The sequence below is a fragment of the Bacteroides finegoldii DSM 17565 genome (assembly GCF_000156195.1).
Taxonomy (GTDB): domain Bacteria; phylum Bacteroidota; class Bacteroidia; order Bacteroidales; family Bacteroidaceae; genus Bacteroides; species Bacteroides finegoldii.
This window is the reverse complement of the sequence record NZ_GG688328.1, coordinates 98393-118347: the sequence shown is the minus strand read 5'-3', so window position 1 is coordinate 118347 and position 19955 is coordinate 98393. Positions and strand designations below refer to the sequence as shown.

The window sequence follows — 19955 nt, the reverse complement described above, 5'->3', positions numbered from 1 at the left end:
GAATGCTTTTTTTCTTATATTTTGGCTTGTTTCCGTACGGTTTTGATTCTTTTCACCACAGAGGACACGGAGGACACAGAGGTTTCAAGGTTCTAGTTCATAGATAATTATAACCTCTGTGTCCTCCGTGTCCTCTGTGGTGAAATAGTTCATTTACGTACCAATATGAAAAATGACAACTGCATAGGGACTTGCAGTTAGGGTATTCTACTATTAATAGAATGTATTATGCTTGTTTTTATACAGTATTTGTATTATTGATTAAAATGGTATTGTTTAGATTATCAATGATTTAGTTGATTCTTTGTCTATTATAAAAGCTTATATAAAAATCCCCGGGATATCTATCGTCCGGGGATTTTATTTAGATGTAAAGTCGAAATTTATTTGATTCTCTTGTATCCATACACAGCCAAATCACCCAATTCCTCTTCAATACGGAGTAACTGATTGTATTTAGCCATACGGTCGGAGCGGCTTAAAGAACCTGTCTTGATCTGCCCGCTGTTGGTAGCTACTGCGATATCGGCGATAGTAGCATCTTCTGTTTCACCCGAACGGTGAGAAGTAACAGTAGTGTACCCATGACGGTGAGCCATTTCGATAGCGTTCAGTGTTTCTGTCAGCGAACCGATTTGGTTTACTTTAATCAGGATAGAGTTGGCACAGCCTTTTTCGATACCCATTGCAAGGAAATCTACGTTGGTTACAAACAGGTCGTCACCTACCAGCTGGCAACGGTTGCCGATGCGTTCGGTCAGCTTTTTCCAGCCTTCCCAGTCGTTTTCGTTCATACCGTCTTCGATAGAGTCGATAGGGAATTTGTTGATTAGTTCTTCCAGGTAGTCAACTTGTTCTGCGGAAGTGCGTTTCTTACCTTTTTCACCTTCAAACTTGGTATAATCGTAAATACCATCGTGGTAGAATTCGGAAGAAGCACAGTCCATACCGATCATAACGTCTTTGCCCGGTTCGTATCCTGCTGCTTTGATAGCGGCCAGAATAGAATTCAAAGCATCTTCCGTACCCTCGAGGTTAGGTGCGAAACCACCTTCATCACCTACAGCAGTGCTAAGGCCACGGTCTTTCAAAACTTTCTTTAAAGCGTGGAATACTTCAGCACCCATGCGCAGACCTTCTCTGAAAGAAGGAGCACCTACGGGACGGATCATAAATTCCTGGAATGCGATCGGAGCATCGCTATGTGAACCACCGTTGATGATGTTCATCATCGGTACAGGCATTACATACGTATTTGTTCCACCGATATAGCGGTATAGAGGAAGGTCCAGATAGTTGGCAGCAGCTTTAGCTACGGCAAGAGATACGCCGAGAATAGCGTTAGCACCTAAATTCGATTTAGTCTTAGTGCCGTCCAATGCCAGCATTGCGTAGTCGATACCTCTCTGATTGAGTGAAGACATACCAATCAGCTTCGGAGCGATGATTTTATTTACATTATCAACCGCTTTTTGTACTCCTTTTCCACCATAGCGCTGTTTGTCACCATCGCGAAGTTCCAATGCTTCGTGTTCACCTGTGGAAGCACCTGACGGCACAGATGCACGTCCCATAATGCCGGATTCCAATACTACGTCAACTTCTACTGTGGGGTTACCTCTTGAATCGAGAATTTCTCGAGCTACAATTTTTTCAATTTTCATCGTTTCTATTGTTTTTGAATAAGATTTCTGCAAAAGTACGGACTTGACGGGGAGTGGGAAATCACTATAAATAGGTATTCTTTTTGTGCCTATTCCCTATATGTCGTTAGTCCGACCTTATACTATAACAACGGGACGATGCTTTTTGTTTGAGTGCGGCGGGGTGAATTTGCAGGATTTTAATCTTCGATAATAACCCCTAACAGTGGAAGCAAATCCATTGCTTGCAGGGAAGTGATGACAGCCCCTTTCAGATCGCTGATGTTAAGCGTGATTCCGCTGATACGGGAAGTGCGCAAATCTATTCCGCGAAGCGGAGCGTGTGAAAAATCGGCTTCTACGAGATCGCAACTCTCAAATGCGACGGATGAAAAACGGCAGTCGTTCAGACTTCCGTTGCGGAGCTGGCTGTGTGCAAAACGTACCTGGTTCATTTTACTCATAGCCAGATTGATATAACCTGCGTTGCAGTCATGCAGCAAGACGTGATTCATCGTTGTTTCCGATAAATTGGTACCCAATAGTTTGCAGGAAATGAATTCTACCCGGTAGAGCGAACTTTCAGCGAAAGAAATGTTGGATAAGTCGCAGTTCTCGAACCTGACATCGGTCAGTTGGGAGGAACGGAATTTACATTCGCTGAATGTCTGATGCTGAAAGGTGCAGTTTTTGAAACTTTTATAAGATTTGTCGATGCCTTCTTCTTTTCCTTTGCAGAATAAAAGATGAGAGACGGTTTCTTCTCTGTCGAGCCATTCCTGTAGGGTAATAGTACTGACTTCCTGTTCTTCCATCATGGGAGGAACAACGCGGACGGGTTTGGTTGGGTTTCTTTTAATCATGCCGTAAAGGTAGGATTTATATTCGAATTATTAAATCTGTTTTCCCACATATCCGCCGGCTAACGTTGCGGCTAATCCTATTCCTATACTTAATAATGTATATAGAACAAATGCTCCGTAAAATTCTCCTTTCAGCAGACCTACGCCGTCACTGGAGAAAGTAGAGAACGTTGTGAAACCTCCGCATAAACCCGTTGTCAGAAACAAACGGACCTCGAACGGAAGGTGAAATCGCTCTGAAAGGGCATAGAACAGGCCGATGAGAAAACTGCCGAGAAGATTGACCGTGAAAGTGGCCCATGGAAAATGATAAGGGACGATTCGTTCGTGCATTAACAACTGGATGAAATAACGCAGTGCACTACCGGTTCCTCCACCGATAAAGATATAGATAACTTCTTTACTCATTTGATTGAAAGATTGATATTATTTGTAGGCGGCTTCAAAATCTTTTTCGAATTGCTGGAAGCCTCCGGGATAAACAAGATTGATTTGTTCTGAAATGGTTGACGGATCATTTTAAAAATGTAGGAAGGTTTACTTCTCCCAGCATATACATCGTCCGAACTCTCCCTTGTTCGTATTCGGTAAATGTGTGGCGGACTGCTTTTTTGTGAATGGTGCAATGTTCGAAGTACTCCGACAGTCCTTCGTTAAGCCAGCTTGGAGGACGCTTGCCGAGAATCTGCGAAACGAAATGATGACTTAGTTCGTGATAGATAATGGCAAGACTTCTCTCCCGTCCATTCTCCCGTCCTAAGATGACTGCCTTTTGTAGCTTAGGTGAGTATGCACCACTTGCCTTGATAGGCAGAGACACATTGATACTTTCTAAGTAATTGATTGCTTCTCTTCTATTTTCAAATACATATAGTTGGAGGCTCAGCGTATCGGGCAGTCCGAATTGTGAATAGAAATCAACCTCATGTTGAAGAAACTGTTCTATCTTCTTCCGGTCTTTGCCGGGAAGCGGGTCACCGCCATATTCCACTTTTACGGTTTGGGCATGAAGCAAACCGCAGAAAAAGAAGACCGGGAAGAAAAGTAAAAATATGCGCATGATACATCTATTATTTCAGGTTGTGTAGCTTCATATATTTCTTTTTATCACGTTTACTCATGTCCTGCATGATAAGGTCATGGTCGGTCACAGCCTGATAGATGGTTTTCTCTTCCGGTTTCACATCTCCTTCAGTTGTGCGGAATACAGGAATAAAGTGGGAGTAAGGGTATCCGGATGATAATCCTCCTTTGAACTTATTTTCATCCAGAAAAAAGAAAGAGATGGCAGCACCTGTGGGGCCTGCCTTTCCTATGGCTTGTCCAACTTGTACTTCTTCGCCCGGTTCGATAAAATTCTCGTTCATCACCAGATAGGCTGCAAAAGTCTGATCGGGATGATAGATGAGCAGCTGTTGCGGGTTGGTGGTTTTACAGGCTATTCCGCTGCGGGTGGCGTAGATTGTATCACCTTGTTTGATGTGAAAATTCAAGGTCTTGAATGGTTCACGCGGATCGGTTTTCCAGGCTGTCTTTTGATTGTTCTTTACGGGTAAGGCATAAGGAGTCTGAATATTGAAATCTTTAGGAAATTTGCCCCGGTAGAACGTATAAGAAGAGGCACTTTTAAACGAATTGTCTACCTGAGCATCTTTTTCCCATTTTGACTCGATGATGCCGTATGGACGTTCCAGCAGTTTACGTAAAGACTGCGCGGAAGTGTAGCTGGCGGACAATGTGAAAATCAATAGAGCGATCAATTTAAGGTGCTGTGCCATATTCTAAATAGTAAAGTGTTTATTGATATAGTTGGGATAATACGTTGCAAATATAGAAAGATTATGTAATATGCGTCTTTAATCCTTTTAATTTCTTCACCATAGACACTATATTTTTTCTAGCTTCTGGATTTGTTATCTGCTTTATATTTAAATGTTTATCCCATTTCTACTTCTATATCCTTCTATATTTTCTTTATAAAGAAAAACACCTCTATTGTTTCTTGTCTATCTTTGCCCTACGATTATTAATTAACTCATTTATATCATGAAGAACATGAAAATAGGAACTGCAATATGGGTCTGCCTGTTGCTCTCTTTTTTCTTCGGCACATCAGCAAAGGCCGAAAGTATCACTTCTCCTGACGGACAATTAAAGCTAAATTTCTCTGTCAACACGCAAGGAGAACCGGTGTATGAACTCTCTTATAAAGGAAAAGAGGTGATTAAACCTTCGAAACTGGGACTGGAATTGAAAAATGATCCCGGACTGATGAATGGATTCACTCTGGCCGATATTAAAACTTCTGCTTTTGATGAAACATGGGAACCGGTGTGGGGAGAGGTGAAATCAATCCGCAACCATTATAATGAGATGGCTGTTACTTTGAATCAGAAGGCACAAGATCGCAATATCATTATCCGTTTCCGTCTTTATGATGATGGCTTGGGATTCCGGTATGAATTCCCATTGCAGAAGAATTTGAATTATTTTGTGATTAAGGAAGAACATTCCCAGTTTGCTATGGCGGGAGATCATACGGCCTTTTGGATTCCCGGTGATTATGATACGCAGGAATACGATTATACCGAGTCCAGACTTTCTGAAATTCGTGGATTATTGCAAGGGGCGATTACTGGAAACGCTTCTCAAACCTCTTTCTCGCCAACAGGTGTGCAAACTTCTTTGCAGATGAAAACGGATGATGGCTTATATATCAACCTGCATGAAGCTGCTTTGGTTGATTATTCCTGTATGCATTTGAACCTTGATGATCGGAACCTGGTTTTTGAATCGTGGTTGACACCGGACTCACAAGGAGATAAAGGATATATGCAAGCACCTTGTCGTTCTCCTTGGCGCACGGTAATCGTGAGTGATGATGCACGTGATATTCTGTCGTCTAAGCTGACATTGAATCTGAACGATCCTTGTGCTTATGAAGATGTTTCTTGGATTAAACCGGTGAAATACATTGGTGTGTGGTGGGAAATGATTAGCGGAAAAAGTTCTTGGGCATATACGGACGATGTTTACTCTGTGAAATTGGGCGAAACAGATTATTCAAAAACAAAACCGAATGGACGCCATGCAGCGAATAACGATAATGTGAAACGGTACATTGACTTTGCTTCTGAACATGGATTTGATCAAGTATTGGTAGAAGGATGGAACGAAGGTTGGGAAGATTGGTTCGGCAAATCAAAAGATTATGTATTTGATTTCATTACACCTTATCCTGATTTCGATTTGAAAATGCTGAATGCATATGCGAACTCAAAAGGAGTAAAGCTGATGATGCATCACGAGACATCCGCTTCTGTTCGTAACTATGAACGTCATTTGGATGCAGCATATCAATTTATGGTAGATAACGGCTACAATGCAGTGAAGAGTGGATATGTCGGCAATATCATTCCTCGTGGCGAACATCATTACGGACAATGGATGAACGACCATTATCTATATGCAGTGAAGAAAGCGGCTGATTATAAGATTTGTGTGAATGCTCATGAGGCAGTCCGTCCTACCGGACTATGTCGTACTTATCCGAATCTGATCGGCAATGAGTCGGCACGTGGTACGGAGTATGAAGCATTTGCCGGTAATAAACCGTTTCATACCACTTTACTTCCTTTTACCCGTCTGATTGGCGGACCGATGGATTATACTCCGGGTATTTTTGATACCAAACTTTCTTTCTTGTCGGGCGATCATAGTTTTGTACGTACTACATTGGCTAAACAATTGGCTCTTTATGTAACGATGTACAGCCCTTTGCAGATGGCGGCTGATTTCCCTGAAAACTACGAACGTCATATGGATGCATTTCAATTTATCAAGGATGTAGCCGTTGATTGGGATGACAGTAAGTATCTGGAGGCAGAACCGGGAGATTACATCACCGTTGCACGTAAGGCGAAGGGTACTGATAGCTGGTTCGTAGGTGGTATCACTGATGAGAATCCTCGTACTTCTGCTTTTACACTTGATTTTCTCGAACCGGGAAAACAATATGTAGCGACATTGTATGCTGACGGAAAGGAAGCGGACTTTGAAAAGAATCCCACCTCTTATCAAATAAAGAAAGGTATAGTAACTGCTAAAACCCGGATTTCTGTCAAACTGGCCCGTAGCGGAGGATTTGCGTTGAGCTTGATTGAAGCAGCTCCGTCGGATAAGAAGATAATCAAGAAATGGAAATAAGATCTAGGCAAAGAGATTGTTCTCGGATTCCCCGCTTTTAATAAATATTAGTTGTTGCCCCGCAAGGAAAACAAAACTTTGCGGGGCTCTTTGTTTTATCAGACGGATTCTTTTTTGTACTTTTGCACATCTTTTTAAAAAACATCAATAAAGAGAATAACATGGGAGGTTTTTTCGGAACAGTCTCGAAAGCTAGTTGCGTGACTGATTTATTCTACGGCACAGATTATAACTCACATCTGGGTACAAAGCGAGGAGGACTCGCGACATACAGTAAGGAAAAAGGTTTTATACGCTCCATTCATAATTTGGAAAGTACCTATTTTCGAACAAAGTTCGAAGGAGAATTGGACAAGTTTAAAGGAAACGCCGGTATCGGCATTATTAGTGACACAGACGCTCAACCTATTATTATAAACTCTCACCTCGGCCGCTTCGCCATTATTACCGTTGCAAAGGTTGTCAATATTCAGCAACTGGAAGATGAACTTCTCAATCAAAATATGCACTTCGCCGAACTGAGTTCGAGCAATACCAATCAGACAGAACTTATCGCATTACTTCTGATACAAGGTAGAAACTTTGTGGAAGGTATTGAAAATGTGTTCAAGCACATCAAAGGTTCTTGCTCAATGCTTATCTTGACGGAGGACGGAAGTATCATCGCTGCTCGTGACCAGTGGGGGCGTACTCCTATCGTAATAGGAAAAAAAGAAGGAGCATACGCTGCGACAAGCGAATCATCCAGTTTTCCGAATTTGGATTATGAGATAGAGAAATACTTAGGTCCCGGTGAAATCGTCCGTATGTATGACGATCATATCGAACAACTTCGTGAACCGAATGAGGATATGCAGATTTGTTCGTTCTTGTGGGTGTACTATGGTTTTCCTACTTCTTGTTATGAAGGACGGAATGTAGAAGAGGTGCGCTTCACTTGTGGATTGAAGATGGGACAGACAGATCAATCGGAAGTGGACTGTGCTTGTGGTATTCCTGATTCGGGAGTGGGTATGGCTTTGGGGTATGCAGAAGGCAAGGGGGTTCCTTATCACCGTGCGATTTCAAAATATACACCGACTTGGCCTCGTAGTTTTACTCCTAGTAATCAGGAGATGCGTGCGTTAGTGGCGAAGATGAAATTGATTCCGAACCGTGCAATGCTTGAAGGTAAACGCTTGTTGTTTTGTGATGATTCTATCGTTCGTGGCACGCAGTTGCGTGATAATGTGAAGATACTATATGATTATGGAGCAAAAGAGGTACATATGCGTATTGCTTGTCCTCCATTGATTTATGCTTGTCCGTTTGTAGGTTTTTCCGCTTCCAAAAATGCGTTGGAACTGATTACCCGCCGTATTATTAAGGAATTGGAAGGTGACGAAAATAAGAATTTGGATAAATATGCCACTACCGGGTCTCCCGAATATGAGAAGATGGTTGGTATTATAGCCGAACGTTTCGGGCTTTCTTCTTTGAAGTTCAATACAGTGGAAACATTAATAGAAGCTATCGGTCTGCCCAAATGCAAGGTTTGTACACATTGCTTTGACGGTAGTAGCCATTTTTAAAGTGGTCAGATAGGTCAGTTAAGTATCCAGATAAAACTATACAATAAAAAAGAGCCGTGAATTGCTTTGTAATTCACGGCTCTTTTTTTACCTTTACGGCACTATAAACTATCAATTTGTAAATTGTAATTAGTAACTTGTAATTAAAACGATATGACTTTAGTAGACAGATTTTTAAAGTATGTAAGCTTCGATACACAATCTGATGAATCGACAGGGCTTACTCCAAGTACTTCGAAACAGATGGTTTTTGCAGAATACTTGAAAAAAGAGTTGGAATCTTTGGGGTTAGAAGATATAACTTTGGATGAGCATGGTTATCTTTTTGCCACGCTCCCTGCCAATATAGATAAAGAGGTGCCGACTATTGGGTTTATTGCTCACATGGATACAAGTCCGGATATGACGGGTAAGGATGTTACTCCGCGTATTGTAGAAAAGTATGACGGTTCGGATATTGTACTTTGTGCCGAAGAAAATGTGGTTCTTTCCCCGTCGCAATTTCCGGAATTGTTGGATCATAAAGGAGAAGATTTGATTGTAACCAACGGAAAAACTTTGCTCGGTGCTGATGATAAAGCCGGTATTGCAGAGATTGTTTCCGCAATGGCCTATCTGAAAGAACACCCTGAAATCAAACACGGAAAAATCCGTATCGGTTTCAATCCGGATGAAGAAATCGGTGAAGGCGCTCATAAATTCGATGTAGAAAGGTTCGGCTGTGAGTGGGGATATACAATGGATGGCGGTGAAGTGGGAGAGTTGGAGTTCGAGAACTTCAATGCTGCTGCCGCTAAAGTTACTTTTAAAGGGCGTAATGTACATCCGGGATATGCTAAGGATAAGATGATTAATTCCATTTATTTGGCCAATCGGTTTATTACTCTGCTGCCGACACAGGAAAGGCCGGAGCATACTACGGGATATGAAGGATTTTATCATTTGATTGGCATTCAGGGTGAAGTGGAGCAAAGCTCAGTTTCTTATATCATTCGCGATCATGACCGTACTAAGTTCGAAAACCGCAAGAAAGAAATGGAACGTCTGGTCGTTCAAATGAATGCCGAATATGGTGCGGGTACGGTAACTCTCGAATTGCGCGACCAATATTATAATATGCGTGAGAAGATAGAGCCGGTGATGCATATTATCGACACCGCTTTTGCTGCAATGGAAGCTGTTGGTGTGAAACCGAATGTGAAGCCGATTCGTGGAGGTACGGATGGTGCACAACTTTCTTTTAAAGGCTTGCCTTGTCCGAATATCTTTGCCGGTGGGCTGAATTTTCACGGACGTTATGAATTTGTGCCTATCCAGAATATGGAGAAAGCGATGAAAGTAATTGTGAAGATTGCCGAGCTCGTAGCTTCCAAATAACTGATACTTAAAACTTAATACTTAAAAGATAATGAAAACCACTCCGTTTATAGAGAAACATATAGCGCTTGGCGCTAAAATGCACGAGTTTGCAGGTTATAATATGCCTATTGAATACTCCGGTATCATTGACGAACATCTGACGGTCTGTCAGGGTGTCGGGGTATTTGACGTATCCCACATGGGAGAATTCTGGGTGAAAGGTCCGAAGGCATTGGCTTTTCTTCAGAAGGTGACTTCCAATAATGTGGCGGTACTGACTCCGGGAAAGATTCAATATACTTGTTTCCCGAATGATAAAGGAGGAATTGTAGATGACTTGCTGGTATATCAGTATGAACCGGAAAAATATATGTTGGTAGTCAATGCCGCTAATATTGAAAAGGACTGGGACTGGTGCGTTTCTCATAATACGGAAGGAGCGGAATTGGAGAACGCTTCGGATCACATGGCGCAACTTGCTGTGCAGGGACCGAAAGCGATTCTTGCTTTGCAGAAATTGACTGATATTGATCTGGCATCAATTCCTTATTATACTTTTAAAGTCGGAAAGTTTGCAGGTGAAGAGAACGTGATAATTTCCAATACCGGCTATACGGGTGCAGGAGGTTTTGAACTATATTTCTATCCGAATGTGGCTGATACTATTTGGAAAGCGGTCTTTGAAGCCGGTGAGGAGTTCGATATCAAACCTATCGGTTTAGGAGCTCGCGATACACTTCGGTTGGAGATGGGATTCTGTCTGTATGGAAATGATTTGGATGATACTACTTCACCGATAGAAGCTGGACTTGGATGGATAACTAAGTTTATAGAAGGTAAAGAGTTTATCAATCGTCCGATGCTGGAGAAGCAGAAAGCAGAAGGAGTAACCCGTAAATTAGTTGGCTTTGAAATGGTTGATCGTGGAATTCCCCGTCATGGGTATGAACTTGTAAATTCGGATGGGGAGAAGATTGGGATCGTTACTTCGGGCACTATGTCGCCTACCCGCAAAATCGGTATCGGCATGGGGTATGTGAAACCGGAATACAGCAAGGCAGGTACGGAAATTTGTATCGATGTGCGTGGTCGTAAATTGAAAGCGGTCGTGGTAAAACCTCCGTTCAGGAAATAATTGAATATTTATAGAAACGCAGATTAACGCAAATTTGCCCAGAATAAGATTTGAAATTAAACTTCTGCGTGAATTTGCGTTAATCTGCGTTTCTTATATGGATAAACGTTGCTCATTCCATAGATTTATTATAATTTTGTCAGCAAATATGATGAAATAATGTCTCAGTTACCTACTCTTATAGCCGATCTCGCACTGATACTGATCTGTGCAGGCATCATGACTTTATTATTTAAGAAGTTGAAGCAACCTTTGGTTTTAGGATATGTGGTTGCCGGCTTTTTGGCAAGTCCGCATATGCCTTATACACCTTCCGTAATGGATACTGCGAATATTAAGACATGGGCGGATATAGGTGTTATCTTCTTGTTGTTCGCTCTCGGACTGGAATTTAGTTTTAAGAAGATAGTAAAAGTGGGTGGCTCTGCTATTATTGCCGCTTGTACTATTATTTTCTGCATGATTCTGTTGGGTATAGGCGTTGGTATGGGCTTCGGCTGGCATAGGATGGATAGCCTGTTTTTGGGTGGTATGATTGCAATGTCCTCTACTACGATTATTTATAAGGCTTTTGATGATCTAGGGTTACGGAAAAAACAGTTTACCGGCTTGGTCTTGAGTATCTTGATTTTGGAAGATATTTTGGCAATTGTGTTGATGGTCATGCTTTCCACAATGGCTGTAAGCCATAATTTTGAAGGTACGGAAATGTTGGAAAGTATCGGTAAACTATTGTTTTTCCTAATTCTCTGGTTTGTGGTCGGTATCTATCTAGTACCGGAATTCTTGAAACGTTGCCGTAAACTGATGGGAGAGGAGACTTTGCTTATTGTGTCGCTGGCACTATGTTTCGGTATGGTGGTTATGGCGGCTAATACGGGTTTCTCCGCTGCTTTCGGTGCGTTTATTATGGGATCTATTTTGGCGGAAACAATTGAAGCGGAATCTATCGACCGATTAGTGAAACCTGTTAAAGATCTTTTCGGAGCCATCTTTTTCGTATCGGTAGGAATGATGGTGGATCCGGCGATGATTGTAGAATATGCCATACCTATTCTTGTCATTACTTTGGCGGTTATTTTGGGGCAGTCCGTATTTGGAACATTTGGAGTAATACTTTCCGGCAAACCATTGAAGACGGCTATGCAATGCGGCTTTAGTCTGACACAGATTGGTGAATTTGCATTTATTATCGCATCTTTGGGAGTCTCGCTGCACGTGACAAGTGATTTTCTCTATCCGATTGTGGTGGCTGTTTCCGTCATCACTACTTTTCTGACTCCTTATATGATTCGTCTTGCCGAACCGGCTTCTACTTTCGTAGATGCTCATCTTCCCGTTTCATGGAGGAAATTTCTGATGCGTTACTCTTCCGGATCGCAGACTGCGCTCAATCATGAGAACTTATGGAAGAAGTTGATATTGGCAATGGTACGCATTACTGTCGTTTATTCTATTGTCAGCATATCGATCATTGCGCTTTCTTTTCGTTTTGTCATACCTTTCTTTAAAGAGAACCTGCCTCATTTGGGAGCTTCTTTACTTGGAGCTGTGTTTATCATTCTCTGTATTGCTCCATTTTTGCGGGCTATTATGGTGAAGAAAAACCATTCGGTGGAGTTTATGACTTTGTGGCACGCCAATCGTGCAAATCGCGCTCCGCTGGTATCGACCATTGTGATTCGCATTATGATAGCGGCACTTTTTGTTATCTTTGTGATTTCCGGATTATTCAAGGCGTCTATCGGCCTAGTTATCGGAGTTGCAGTGCTGGTAGTGTTGCTAATGGTATGGTCGCGCCGCTTGAAAAAGCAGTCCATCTCGATTGAACGTCGTTTTTTCCAGAATCTTCGTTCCCGTGATGTGCGCGCGGAATATCTAGGGGAGAAAAAACCGGAATATGCCGGACGCTTGTTATCGCATGATCTCCATCTTGCCGATATGGAGATTCCTGGTGAGTCTGCTTGGGCGGGAAAGACATTGATGGAGCTGAATTTAGGAAAGAAGTTCGGAGTTCATGTTGCTTCCATTCTTCGCGGAAAGAGACGGATTAATATTCCGGGTGGTTCTGTCCGTCTGTTTCCAATGGATAAAATACAGGTGATAGGGACGGATGAACAATTGAATGTGTTTAATGAAGCCATGCAAAATGGGACAAAGGTGGATTGGGATGTGTATGAAAAGAGTGAGATGACTCTAAAACAATTAATTGTTGATAGTGATTCCATGTTTTTAGGTAAGACCATTCGTGAATCGGGTATTCGGGATAAATATCATTGTATGATAGCAGGTGTTGAAAGTGAGGATGGAACATTGATGATTCCGGATGTGAATGTGCCGCTTGAAGAGGGTGATGTGGTTTGGGTGGTAGGTGAAAAAGAGGATGTATACCAATTAGTCAATCAAAAAAACGAAAAAGTACAAGTCGGATAGGAGTGTTATGCCTATTTTTGTAAACGATAAAAACTTAAAAATAATAATATCATGAAGAGCGATCCGAAAGAATGTCTGTATTGTCAGAATAATGAAACGCTGCATAATCTGATGATTGAGATTGCGCAGTTGAGTGTGTCACGTGTATTCCTGTTTAAGGAGCAAACCTATCGCGGGCGTTGCCTTGTTGCTTACAAGGATCATGTGAACGATTTGAACGAGTTGAGTGATGAAGACCGTAATGCTTTTATGTCAGACGTTGCACGTGTTGCCCGTGCCATGCAAAAAGCTTTCCAGCCGGAAAAGATAAATTATGGTGCATACTCAGATAAGTTGTCTCATTTGCATTTTCATTTAGCGCCTAAATATGTGGATGGACCGGATTATGGAGGTACATTCCAAATGAATCCGGGAAAGGTTTATCTGACTGACGCGGAATATCAGGAATTGATTGATGCAGTTAAGGCAAATCTGTAAATGATAATCTAGAGTCTACGGTTCACGGTTCACCACAGAGGACACAGGGGACACAGAGGTTGTATATCGAAGCATACCTATAATTGTATTAAGAGTATAATCATGGACAGTGCCTAAAAGACTCTTTTCCCTATTTCCTCTGTGTCCTCCGTGTCCTCTGTGGTGAACTATTCTTCAAAGTCAAAATCGAAGTCGAAATCGTCCATAAACTCCGGAGTTGTAAATTCTTCTAGCTCGCGGCGGTCTTTTTTAGTTGGGCGTCCGGTTCCGCGTGCACGGTCTATGAATCCGCTGATTTTGCTCATTTCTAACAATTCGTATTGATCGGGAGTAGTGACGTTTTCCATCATCTCCGGTACTAACTTTGCACCTATGCGCTTTTCGATAGCCTGCAGTACCTTGAAGGAATAGGTGATAGGTGGCTTTTTTACCTGTATGACATCTCCCGGTTTTACCATACGGGCAGCTTTCACCAATGCGCCATTGATGGTGACGCGTCCTTTCTTACAAGCTTCCGCTGCAATTGTGCGTGTCTTGAAGATGCGGACAGCCCACATCCATTTATCTATTCTTGCTTCCGCCATTTTATTTCTTATTAAACTGGTTCATTGTGATATCAATTCCGGCAAGGCAAAAACTCTTGATGATTTCTCCAGCTGTTTCCAATCTTTCATTCATTGTTTTCCAGTCTTCATCAGTGAAGTGTCCGAGTACGTAATCTATTTGTCCGCCACGAGGAAAATCATTTCCGATACCAAAACGCAAGCGGGCATAGTTCTGAGTCCCTAATGTTGCAGCGATATGTTTCAAACCGTTATGTCCGGCATCGCTTCCTTTTCCCTTCAAACGTAGTGTTCCGAAAGGAAGTGCCAGATCGTCTACTACAATCAATACATTCTCTAGTGGAATGTTTTCTTTTTGCATCCAATAGCGAACGGCTAATCCGCTTAGGTTCATAAAAGTAGACGGTTTCAACAGTATCAATTGGCGACCTTTGATCGTGAAATTAGTGGTGAATCCGTAGCGGCCGTCAATAAAAGGAGGAGCACTGTTGGTTTTAGCCAATGAATCTACTGTCATAAATCCGATGTTGTGGCGGGTCTCATGATATTCGGGACCAATATTCCCCAGTCCGACAATTAAATATTTTATCATTGTTTTTTCGGTAAAACAGTTCGTTAATGTAGAAAGAGAAACGCAGATCAATACAAATTAATGCAGACTGAACATCTGCTTTAATCTGCATTAATCTGCGTTTGAAGTATATCTCTGTTTACAGGGATAATCTCAGATTATTTGCCTGCAGCGGCTGCTGCACCTCTTGCTGCACGAGTCAACTTAACGGCACATACAACGGCTTCTTTAGCACTGATCAGTTCAAGACCTTCAAAGCTCAATTCACCAACTTTGATAGTCTTACCCAATCCTAAGTGAGAAACGTTGATGATCAGCTTTTCAGGAATTACATTGTACAAAGCTTTCACTTTGATCTTACGCATCTGCAATGCCAACTTACCACCGGCTTTCACACCTTCTGCAAGACCTTCCAACTGTACAGGAACTTCCATTACGATAGGTTTAGCTTCATCAATCTGATAGAAGTCAACGTGCAGGATAGTATCCTTTACCGGGTGGAACTGGATGTCTTTCAAGATAGCGTTTACTTTTTTGCCATCGATCACCAAGTCTACTACGTAGATGTGCGGAGTATAAACCAAGTTGCGAAGACCTTCGTTAGTCACTGTGAAGTGAACTACTTCATTACCTCCGTAAAGTACACAAGGTACACCACCGTTCTTACGCATTTCTTTCAAAGCTCTTGCTTGTTCTGAAGAGCGTTCTGCAATTGTTCTTGCAGTTCCTTTTACTTCAATTGATTTCATTTCTTTAAAAAATTGTGTTACTCTAAATTAAGTTAGTTTGCTTAATTCACCATCACACGATGTGGATTATCACACGATGTTGCAAAAAAGCGGTGCAAAAGTACATCTTTCTTTTGAAATATCAAAGAGTTACTCCTTTAAAAGTCAATATCAATCTTGATTTCACTCTCTAATTTCTCTTCTTGGGCTTCTTCGGTAGCTTTTCGCTCATTTTCTTCATCGGCTTCTTGGTCCAGCTGGCCGCTGTAGTCACCCATTTCACTACGGTCGATAAAGCTGATAGCTTCCGTCAAACCTGCCATAAACTTCTGAAAGTCTTCCCGGTATAAGAAGATTTTGTGTTTCTCGAAGCTCACTTGAGAGTCATCACCTTCTCCCGTTACCACTTTTTTACTCTCTGTAATAGCCAGGAACATTTCATCTTTACGATTCTTTTTTACGTCAAGGTAATAGATGCGTTTACCTGCTTTAATGGACTTGGAGAATACGATCTCCTTGTCATTCATGTCTGCGCTCATTTTCTTTTTTAAATCTTCCATATCTTACGGTCCGTTTATAATCGGCTTCAAAATTGGATATTTTTTTTAAACTGTCAAAAGAAAAAGCGCAGAGAATGAAATACTGCATTAAAAAATGTGATTTATTTGTGGAAACTCATTAAAAATATCTACTTTTGCAGTTCGATAACAACAGTATTAATTTGAATTATGATCAACAGAGTTCTTATTCGTCTTAAGATTATACAGATAGTATATGCCTATTATCAGAATGGCAGTAAAAATCTAGACTCAGCGGAGAAAGAGTTATTCTTTAGTCTTTCAAAGGCGTATGACCTTTATAATTATTTGCTAATGCTGATGATAGCATTGACAGAGTACGCACAAAAACGTATTGATACGGCAAAAGCCAAATTGGCACCTACGGCAGAGGAGTTATATCCCAATACAAAGTTTGTGAACAACAAGTTTGTTGCTCAATTGGAGGTCAATAAGCAGCTTACAGAGTTCATAGCTAATCAGAAAAGGACTTGGGCGAACGATCAGGATTTCGTAAAGGAACTTTATGAGAAAATTGTGGGAACTGATATTTATAAGGATTATATGGCTTCCGATGATGATTCTTATGAAGCAGACCGGGAATTATGGAGAAAACTCTATAAAACATATATTTTTAATAATGATTCTTTAGATCAGGTGTTGGAGGATCAAAGTCTGTATTGGAATGACGATAAGGAAATCGTAGATACATTCGTGCTGAAGACAATTAAACGTTTTGATGAAAAGAAAGGCGCTAATCAGGAATTACTTCCGGAATTCAAGGATGATGAAGATCAGGAATTTGCGCGCCGTCTGTTCCGCCGTACTATTTTGAATTCTGACTACTATCGTCATTTGATTAGCGAGAATACGAAGAATTGGGATTTGGACCGTATTGCATTTATGGATATCATTATTATGCAAACTGCCTTAGCGGAAATTTTAAGTTTCCCGAACATTCCGGTCAGTGTTTCGTTAAATGAATATGTAGAAATAGCGAAGTTGTATAGCACGTCTAAAAGCGGTAGCTTTATCAACGGAACGCTGGATGGAATAGTTAATCAATTGAAAAAAGAAGGTAAGTTGACCAAAAACTGATATCTTTGTATACATTATAGAAACTAAAACTGATTATTTATGAACGTATTGACTTTATTATTAGATGCTCCTGTTGGGGCTGCCGGAGGTGGAAGTATGATGTGGATCATGCTGATAGCGATGTTTGTTATCATGTATTTCTTTATGATCCGTCCTCAAAATAAGAAACAAAAAGAAATAGCTAATTTCCGTAAATCTCTTCAAGTAAATCAGAGCGTGATTACTGCTGGTGGTATACACGGAACAATCAAGGAAATTAATGATGACTATGTTGTACTTGAGATTGCTTCTAACGTAAAGATTAAAATAGATAAGAATTCTATCTTTGCCGACGCTTCAGCAGCTAACAATCAATCTAAATAAATAGCTGGTAAATACATGCCTATGTTTGATCGTAGGGAAATAAGATATACATATTTAAAACTATCTAAGAGAATTAAGGATTTTCTGCTCAGTGATAAGAGCAGAGAGTTCTTAATTTTTTTATTTTTCTTTTTGATAGCCAGCGGATTCTGGTTACTTCAAACATTGAATAATGATTATGAAGCGGATTTCTCTATCCCGGTGCGTATCAAAGACGTTCCTAATAATGTAGTGTTGACCTCTGAACCTCCTTCCGAACTTCACGTCAGGGTGAAAGATAAAGGGACTGTCCTTCTGAACTATATGTTGGGCAAAAGTTTTTTTCCGGTGAATCTTAGTTTTCCTGATTATAAGGGAAAAGATAATCATGTGAAGATTTACGCCTCGGATTTTGAAAAGAAGATAATAAGCCAGTTGAACGTGTCTTCCAAAATTCTTTCTATAAAGCCGGATACATTAGATTATATCTATTCGGAAGGAAAGTCCAAACTAGTACCTGTTCGCCTTCAAGGAAAAGTGACTGCCGGACTTCAATATTATGTGTCGGATACGATTTGTAATCCTGATTCAGTATTGATATATGCTCCGGAAGGAATTTTGGATACGATAACGACTGCTTATACGCAAAAGATAAATCTGGAGAATATTTCGGATACTACGCGGCAACGGGTTTCTTTATCTCCGGTGAAAGGAGTAAAGTTTGTTCCGAGTTCGGTTGAAATGACATTCCCGGTCGATATTTATACGGAGAAAACCGTAGAAGTGCCGTTGCATGGAATCAACTTTCCGGCGGATAAAGTGCTGCGTGCCTTCCCTTCTAAAGTTCAGATTACTTTTCAGGTAGGCTTAAAACGGTTTCGTAGCATAAAAGCGAGTGACTTCGTAATTAATGTCTCGTATGAAGAGTTGCTGAAGTTGGGTTCGGATAAATACACGGTTAAGTTGAAATCATTTCCAAGTGGAATCAATCAAATCCGTATTACTCCGGCACAAGTTGATTTTTTGATAGAACAAATATCTTCCAATGGCGATTAAAGTAGGTATAACCGGTGGTATCGGTAGCGGGAAAAGTGTGGTTTCCAGATTGCTCGGCATAATGGGAATCCCTGTTTATATTTCTGATATAGAGGCGAAACGTATTACGAATACGGATGAGGTAATTCATCGGGAACTGTGCGCTTTGGTTGGTGAGGAAGTTTTTCAGAATGGGGAATTAAACCGTCCTTTTTTGGCTACCTATATGTTTGGGTATCCGGAACGCACGAAAGAAGTGAATGGGATTATTCATCCACAGGTGAAAAATGATTTCCGTCAATGGGCCGGTCGGTTGAGTCGTAAACCATTAGTCGGCATGGAATCAGCCATTCTTATAGAGTCTGGTTTTAGAGATGAGGTCGATGTTTTGGTAATGGTATATGCACCATTGGATATAAGGGTAGAACGTGCCATGCGACGTGATGGCTCTTCAAAGGACTTGGTAATGCAGCGTATCGAGGCTCAAATGAGTGATGAGGTTAAGAGAAGTCAAGCCGACTTTGTGATTGTGAATGACGATGAAACACCCTTAATTCCGCAGGTTTTAGAGCTTATTTCTTTGCTATCTAAAAATAATCATTACCTTTGCTCCGCAAAAAAATAATTAATAAACAAAAGAATATATACTATGTTGAAGACTATCTTGTCTATCTCCGGCAAACCGGGATTGTACAAACTCATTTCGCAAGGAAAAAATATGTTGATTGTAGAATCAGTCAATGCTGAGAAAAAACGTTTTCCTGCTTATGGCAATGAAAAAATTATTTCTTTGGCAGATATAGCAATGTACACGGACGATGCGGAAGTTCCTTTGTATGAAGTGTTGGAAGCAATCAAGGAAAAAGAAAAATCTGCAGCCGCTTCTATTGATCCAAAGAAAGCAACTCCTGAACAATTGCGTGAATATTTGGCTGAAGTATTGCCGAATTTCGATCGCGAACGTGTGTATGTGGCTGATATCAAGAAATTAGTTTCCTGGTATAATATCTTGGTTGCTAACGGAATCACGGAATTTAAACCGGAAGAGGCTAAAGAGGAAACAGTTACGGAATAAGGAATTGAGCCGATTGTTTAATCGAAGTGGAAGCATGATAATCACATAAAGATGGTTATCATGCTTTTTTAGTTGGGCACTGTCCACAATTTTGTGTAAATAGAAAACTTCAGGATTCGGGTTTTATACTTGAATCCTGTTTTCAAATATAGTAATAAATTGGTTAAATATCAATGCCCAATTCCAAATAGGTTGGTACCATTTCTTTTCGATTTCGTTAATGGCCAGATAGACAGATTTTTTCAGTGCATCATCATTTGGAAATGATAGCTTATTTTTGGTGTACTTTCTAATTTTCC

20 protein-coding genes and 1 pseudogene are annotated in these 19955 nt (G+C 40.9%); 11 read left to right on the top strand and 10 right to left on the bottom strand.

Annotation, left to right across the window (positions count from 1 at the left end; translation table 11 throughout):
- Window positions 1–383: 383 nt before the first annotated feature.
- The 5 genes from eno to BACFIN_RS05400 form a co-directional block, all read right to left on the bottom strand.
- The gene (eno, locus tag BACFIN_RS05380) at window positions 384–1664 is read right to left on the bottom strand and encodes a phosphopyruvate hydratase (protein ID WP_004316472.1); all 1281 of its coding nucleotides are present in this window, start codon (window positions 1662–1664) and stop codon (window positions 384–386) included.
- 179 nt (window positions 1665–1843) lie between these two features.
- Window positions 1844–2506 carry a pentapeptide repeat-containing protein gene (locus BACFIN_RS05385; RefSeq protein ID WP_007756121.1) on the bottom strand — a complete coding sequence of 221 codons (663 nt, stop codon included), beginning with the start codon at window positions 2504–2506 and terminating at the stop codon, window positions 1844–1846.
- A gap of 30 nt (window positions 2507–2536) precedes the next feature.
- Complete coding sequence (crcB, locus tag BACFIN_RS05390) at window positions 2537–2914, bottom strand: fluoride efflux transporter CrcB (RefSeq protein WP_004309778.1); 378 nt, start codon at window positions 2912–2914, stop codon at window positions 2537–2539.
- 106 nt (window positions 2915–3020) lie between these two features.
- Entirely contained in the window at window positions 3021–3566 is a 546-nt protein-coding gene (locus BACFIN_RS20935) for a hypothetical protein (RefSeq protein ID WP_007756119.1), read from the bottom strand.
- A gap of 10 nt (window positions 3567–3576) precedes the next feature.
- On the bottom strand, window positions 3577–4284 hold the full coding sequence (locus tag BACFIN_RS05400; protein WP_007756113.1) for a M23 family metallopeptidase: 708 nt from the start codon (window positions 4282–4284) through the stop codon (window positions 3577–3579).
- Window positions 4285–4552: 268 nt separating this feature from the next.
- Between BACFIN_RS05400 and BACFIN_RS05405 the strand changes: the two genes are divergently transcribed.
- The 6 genes from BACFIN_RS05405 (at window position 4553) to BACFIN_RS05430 (ending at window position 13687) form a co-directional block, all read left to right on the top strand.
- Window positions 4553–6712 carry a glycoside hydrolase family 97 protein gene (locus BACFIN_RS05405; protein ID WP_007756112.1) on the top strand — a complete coding sequence of 720 codons (2160 nt, stop codon included), beginning with the start codon at window positions 4553–4555 and terminating at the stop codon, window positions 6710–6712.
- Window positions 6713–6873: 161 nt separating this feature from the next.
- A complete protein-coding gene (locus BACFIN_RS05410; protein WP_007756110.1) occupies window positions 6874–8283 on the top strand; it encodes an amidophosphoribosyltransferase in 1410 nt (469 codons plus the stop codon).
- Between the two features lie 153 nt (window positions 8284–8436).
- The gene (pepT, locus tag BACFIN_RS05415; protein ID WP_007756109.1) at window positions 8437–9660 is read left to right on the top strand and encodes a peptidase T; all 1224 of its coding nucleotides are present in this window, start codon (window positions 8437–8439) and stop codon (window positions 9658–9660) included.
- A gap of 31 nt (window positions 9661–9691) precedes the next feature.
- Window positions 9692–10777, top strand: coding sequence for a glycine cleavage system aminomethyltransferase GcvT (gcvT, locus tag BACFIN_RS05420; RefSeq protein ID WP_007756108.1), 1086 nt, complete (start codon window positions 9692–9694; stop codon window positions 10775–10777).
- 159 nt (window positions 10778–10936) lie between these two features.
- Window positions 10937–13210 (top strand): cation:proton antiporter, encoded by a 2274-nt coding sequence (locus tag BACFIN_RS05425; RefSeq protein ID WP_007756107.1) that lies wholly within the window; start codon window positions 10937–10939, stop codon window positions 13208–13210.
- A 51-nt stretch (window positions 13211–13261) separates the two neighbouring features.
- Window positions 13262–13687, top strand: a complete 426-nt coding sequence (locus BACFIN_RS05430; protein ID WP_007756102.1) for an HIT family protein — start codon at window positions 13262–13264, stop codon at window positions 13685–13687.
- Between the two features lie 167 nt (window positions 13688–13854).
- Here BACFIN_RS05430 and BACFIN_RS05435 read toward each other — a convergent pair whose 3' ends face one another.
- The 4 genes from BACFIN_RS05435 to BACFIN_RS05450 all read right to left on the bottom strand — a co-directional run bounded on the left by BACFIN_RS05435 (window position 13855) and on the right by BACFIN_RS05450 (window position 16109).
- A complete protein-coding gene (locus BACFIN_RS05435) occupies window positions 13855–14271 on the bottom strand; it encodes an RNA-binding S4 domain-containing protein (protein ID WP_007756093.1) in 417 nt (138 codons plus the stop codon).
- Between the two features lies 1 nt (window position 14272).
- Window positions 14273–14839, bottom strand: coding sequence for an aminoacyl-tRNA hydrolase (gene pth / locus BACFIN_RS05440; protein ID WP_032839835.1), 567 nt, complete (start codon window positions 14837–14839; stop codon window positions 14273–14275).
- Window positions 14840–14979: 140 nt separating this feature from the next.
- A complete protein-coding gene (locus BACFIN_RS05445; RefSeq protein ID WP_007756089.1) occupies window positions 14980–15570 on the bottom strand; it encodes a 50S ribosomal protein L25/general stress protein Ctc in 591 nt (196 codons plus the stop codon).
- 137 nt (window positions 15571–15707) lie between these two features.
- Window positions 15708–16109, bottom strand: coding sequence for a PUR family DNA/RNA-binding protein (locus tag BACFIN_RS05450; RefSeq protein WP_007756088.1), 402 nt, complete (start codon window positions 16107–16109; stop codon window positions 15708–15710).
- Window positions 16110–16277: 168 nt separating this feature from the next.
- Between BACFIN_RS05450 and nusB the strand changes: the two genes are divergently transcribed.
- The 5 genes from nusB to BACFIN_RS05475 are packed head-to-tail and all read left to right on the top strand — an operon-like array spanning window position 16278 to window position 19656.
- Window positions 16278–17204: a transcription antitermination factor NusB gene (gene nusB, locus BACFIN_RS05455; protein ID WP_007756087.1), complete on the top strand. Its 927-nt coding sequence runs from the start codon at window positions 16278–16280 to the stop codon at window positions 17202–17204.
- 39 nt (window positions 17205–17243) lie between these two features.
- On the top strand, window positions 17244–17567 hold the full coding sequence (yajC, locus tag BACFIN_RS05460) for a preprotein translocase subunit YajC (protein WP_007756084.1): 324 nt from the start codon (window positions 17244–17246) through the stop codon (window positions 17565–17567).
- Window positions 17568–17588: 21 nt separating this feature from the next.
- The gene (locus BACFIN_RS05465) at window positions 17589–18602 is read left to right on the top strand and encodes a CdaR family protein (RefSeq protein ID WP_029425769.1); all 1014 of its coding nucleotides are present in this window, start codon (window positions 17589–17591) and stop codon (window positions 18600–18602) included.
- Entirely contained in the window at window positions 18592–19206 is a 615-nt protein-coding gene (gene coaE, locus BACFIN_RS05470; protein ID WP_007756079.1) for a dephospho-CoA kinase, read from the top strand. The genes BACFIN_RS05465 and coaE overlap by 11 nt, the downstream gene beginning before the upstream one ends.
- A gap of 24 nt (window positions 19207–19230) precedes the next feature.
- On the top strand, window positions 19231–19656 hold the full coding sequence (locus tag BACFIN_RS05475; RefSeq protein ID WP_007756075.1) for a DUF5606 family protein: 426 nt from the start codon (window positions 19231–19233) through the stop codon (window positions 19654–19656).
- Window positions 19657–19779: 123 nt separating this feature from the next.
- Here the strand turns inward: BACFIN_RS05475 and BACFIN_RS23405 are convergent.
- Window positions 19780–19955, bottom strand: a pseudogene (locus BACFIN_RS23405) (IS256 family transposase); the annotation flags it as partial.